The following is a 3,912-nucleotide window of genomic DNA, read 5'->3' as shown; positions in this document are numbered from 1 at the left end:
CCCGTACGCTCGTCAACGACGCCCTCGACGTCTGGGGCGGCGAGCCCCTCGCCGGCGTCCCCGGGCCGTACGCGGAGACCCAGCGCGTCCGGCTGGAGGAGTGGCGGCTCTCCCTCGTCGAGACCCGCCTCGACCTCGACCTCGAAGCCGGCCGGCACGCCGACACCGTCTCCGAGCTCACCGCCCTGACCGCCGCCCACCCGCTGCGCGAGCGGCTGCGCGAACTGCTGATGCTCGCCCTGTACCGCAGCGGCCGGCAGGCCGAGGCGCTCGCCGTATACGCGGACACCCGCCGGCTGCTCGCCGACGAACTCGGCGTCGACCCCTGCGCCGACCTCGCCGAACTCCAGCAGCGCATCCTCCAGGGCGACGCCGAACTCGCCGCGCCGCCCATCGTCCGCGACGAGGACCGGCCCCCGACCGCCGGCCCCTCCTTCGTCCGCCCCGCGCAACTGCCCGCCACGGTGCCCGACTTCACCGGCCGGGCCGCCTTCGTGGGCGAGCTGAGCGACCAGCTCGCCACGGCCGAGGGCCGGATCATGGCCGTCTCCGCCGTCGCGGGCATCGGCGGCGTCGGCAAGACGACGCTCGCCGTGCACGTCGCGCACGCCGCCCGCCACCACTTCCCCGACGGCCAGCTCTACGTCGACCTCCAGGGCGCCGGGCCCTCGGCCTCCGACCCGGAAGCGGTCCTCGGCTCCTTCCTACGGGCCCTGGGCACCCCTGACACCGCCATCCCCAAGGGCATCGAAGAGCGCGCCGCCCTCTACCGCTCGACGCTGGACGGCCGCCGCGTCCTCGCCCTGCTCGACAACGCGCGTGACGCGGCGCAGGTCCGCCCGCTGCTGCCGGGCACGGAAGGGTGCGCGGCCCTCGTCACCAGCCGCTCCCGGATGGTGGACCTGGCCGGCGCCCACCTCGTGGACCTCGACGTGATGAGCCCGGAGGAAGCGCTCGTCCTCTTCACCCGGATCGTGGGCGAGGAACGGGTCGGCGCGGAGCGCGACGCGGCCATGGACGTCGTCGCCGCGTGCGGCTTCCTCCCGCTCGCCATCCGCATCGCGGCCTCCCGGCTCGCCGCACGCCGCACCTGGACCGTCTCCGTACTCGCCCGCAAGCTCGCCGACGAGCGCCGCCGGCTGGACGAGCTGCGCGCCGGCGACCTCGCCGTCAAGGCCACGTTCGAGCTGGGCTACGGCCAGTTGGAGCGCTCCCAGGCACGCGCCTTCCGCCTCCTGGGGCTGGCGGACGGGCCGGACATCTCGCTGGCGGCTGCCGCCGCCGTGCTCGACCTGGACACCGAGGCCACCGAGGAGCTCCTGGAGTCCCTCGTCGACACCTCGCTCCTGGAGTCCGCCGCGCCGGGCCGCTACCGCTTCCACGACCTGGTGCGACTCTACGCGCGTGCATGCGCGGAGCGGGACGAGCAGCCGCCCTCGGAGCGGGTCGCGGCGATGTCGCGGCTGCTGGACTTCTACCTCTCCACCGCGGCCGGGGTGTACGCGATCGAGCGCCCCGGCGACCGCCTGGTCGACCACCTGGCCCCCGCCGAGCGCCGGGGCCTGACCTTCCCGCACCACGACGCCGCACTGGACTGGCTGTTCGCCGAGGCCAACTGCCTGCTGGCGTGCGCGCAGCAGGCCGCCGCGGGCGGCATGCTGTGGCGCGGCGCGGACCTGCTGATGGCCGCCGTCGACCTCGCCGAGTCCGGCGCCAACTCCCGCCAGTACGAGATGGCCGCCGCGGCGATCAGCGAGGCCGCGCACGCGGCGCAGGACGCGCGCGCCGAGGGCCGGGCGCGTACGTTCCTGGCCCACGTCCGCAGCCTCGTCGGCAAGTTCGCCGAGTCCGACGAGGAGGCACAGCGCGCGATGCTGCTCGGGCTCTCCGTCGACGACCCGGTGCCCACCTGCCGGGTGCCCAACCAGCGCGGCATCATCGCGCTCTACCAGAAGCGGTACGACGACGCGGAGGCATACCTCCAGCAGGCCATCGAGGCGTTCCGCACCGACGGCAACCGGCCGGGCGAGGCGAGCGCGCTGTGCAACCTCTCGCGCGTACGGCTGGCGATGAACCGCACCGGCAGCGCGATCGAGCTGGCGCAGCACGGCATCGACATCTACAACAGCCTCGGCCTCACCCTCCGGCTCGCCAACGCCAAGTACGCGCTGGGGCTCGCGCTGACCCGCGCCGGCCACTTCGCCGACGCGTTCAGCCAGCTGACGGCGGCCCTCGCCATCTTCCACGAGAGCCGGCAGCCGCTGTGGGAGGGCATGGCGCACTACCGGCTGGCGGAGGCGCACCTCGCCGCTCGGCGCCCGGCGCAGGCCGCGGGCCACGCGGAGCAGGCACTCGGGCTTCGGGGCATCGGCGGCGACTGGCGCCGGGCCATCGTGCTGACGGTGCTGGGCAGGGCGCTGGCGGGGATCGGCCAGACCGACCGGGCCCGCGCCTGCTGGCAGGAGGCGCTCTCGATCCACGAGCAGTTGGGGACGGTCGAGGCGGACGAGGTACGGGAGCTGCTGTCGCCGGTGGTGACGGTCTGACGGGCTGACGGGCTCGGTGCGCCGCCGTCCGGTGCGGGGTCGTGTGACGCGTCGTCCGGCGCTCGGCCCGGGGGCGGTATGGGGGCGGTACGGGGGTGTCCCCGCGTGTGCCGTCCGGCGTGCCGTCTCCGGCTTCGGCTCTTCGGCGCCCTGCCGCCGCCGGGGCCCTCGTTCCGCCGGCGCGTAGTTCATCAAGCGCATCGTTCATCATTCGTTTATCGCCGACCGGCACTCTCTCTTATGTCGATCCGTCGCGTCGGGGGGCAGGCGGGTCGAGATCAGGGCCTCGCCCTTGGGTGAGTGCTCTGAGGCACCCGCCCGGCGGCCCACGGGGGAGATCGCCGGGCGGGTTCTTTCAACCCCACCGCCCATAGTTCAAGGGAGTTGATTCACATGAGCGACCAGAAGCCACCCACCGGACCGGTCACTCCGCAGGACGAGCACGCGGGCAGCACACGCCCGATCATCGCGGTGAAGGACGAGCACGCGGGGGCGCCCCGTCCGATCATCACGCCGCAGGACGAACACGCGGGCAGCACGCGCCCGATCCTGGCGAACCGGGACGAGCACGCGGGGGCGCCTCGTCCGATCATCACGCCGCAGGACGAGCACGCGGGGTCCGCGGACCCGAAGTAACCGAAGTATCCGAAGTAACTGAGGTAACTGAGGTATCCGAAGCCATGGTGGATTCGGGGGAATGACGTAGAGACCGGCCTCGACGGCACGGAGGGGGAGTCGTCGGGGCTGGTCTTTACGCATACCGGGGGGGGCACACAGGTTCGATCGCGCCAAAGTTCCACTGGAATCTGGCCACTTGGCCTAAGTCGACCGCTTGTTGTTAATAGATTCATTCGGCGAATGGCACTCCCGCCAGTTGGAGGAGTTGGAATGACCCGCACGAAGAAGGCCCTCGCATCCGTCGCATCCGTTCTCTTCGCCGCCACGGCCGCGCTCAGCCTGGCCACGGCCATGGACGAACACGCGACCCGGCCGGCGCCCACGGACACGCACGCCGCGCTCGCGATACCGGCGGACGAGCACGCCACCGGCACCGACGCATAGCGGGTCACGCCTCACCGGCACCGGGAAACCCCGGGCCGGGCCGGGCCGGCCTCGGACGGCTGCCCGCCACATTGTTCGCGGGCAGCTGTCGGGGCCCGTCGGGGATGGCTGCCGGGGATAGCCGTCGGGATGGCTGCTGGAGACGGCCGTCGGGATGGCCGTCGGCTCAGTCGTCGGAGATGGCCGTCGGCTCAGTCGTCGTGGCCGTCGGGGCTACCGCCGCGCGCCCGTGCGGAGGAGCGTCTTGAGGATCTTGCCGCTCGCGTTGCGCGGCAGTTCTGCCACGAACTCCACTTCCCGCGGC

General features: G+C 73.0%; 3 protein-coding genes. All 3 read left to right on the top strand.

The window, feature by feature from the left end:
* Nucleotides 1-2,546, top strand: a 2,546-nt coding sequence (locus tag ACFU99_RS36345) for an ATP-binding protein (protein ID WP_384400716.1), incomplete at its 5' end; no start/stop codon positions are given.
* Between the two features lie 393 nt (nucleotides 2,547-2,939).
* On the top strand, nucleotides 2,940-3,182 hold the full coding sequence (locus tag ACFU99_RS36340; RefSeq protein WP_384400713.1) for a hypothetical protein: 243 nt from the start codon (nucleotides 2,940-2,942) through the stop codon (nucleotides 3,180-3,182).
* A 252-nt stretch (nucleotides 3,183-3,434) separates the two neighbouring features.
* Nucleotides 3,435-3,608 (top strand): hypothetical protein, encoded by a 174-nt coding sequence (locus ACFU99_RS36335; RefSeq protein ID WP_384400710.1) that lies wholly within the window; start codon nucleotides 3,435-3,437, stop codon nucleotides 3,606-3,608.
* The last annotated feature ends 304 nt before the right edge of the window (nucleotides 3,609-3,912 follow it).

The organism is Streptomyces sp. NPDC057654 (assembly GCF_042800135.1).
Lineage (GTDB): Bacteria > Actinomycetota > Actinomycetes > Streptomycetales > Streptomycetaceae > Streptomyces.
The sequence above is the reverse complement of the archived record's forward strand: the minus strand, read 5'-3'. Positions and strand labels throughout refer to the sequence as shown.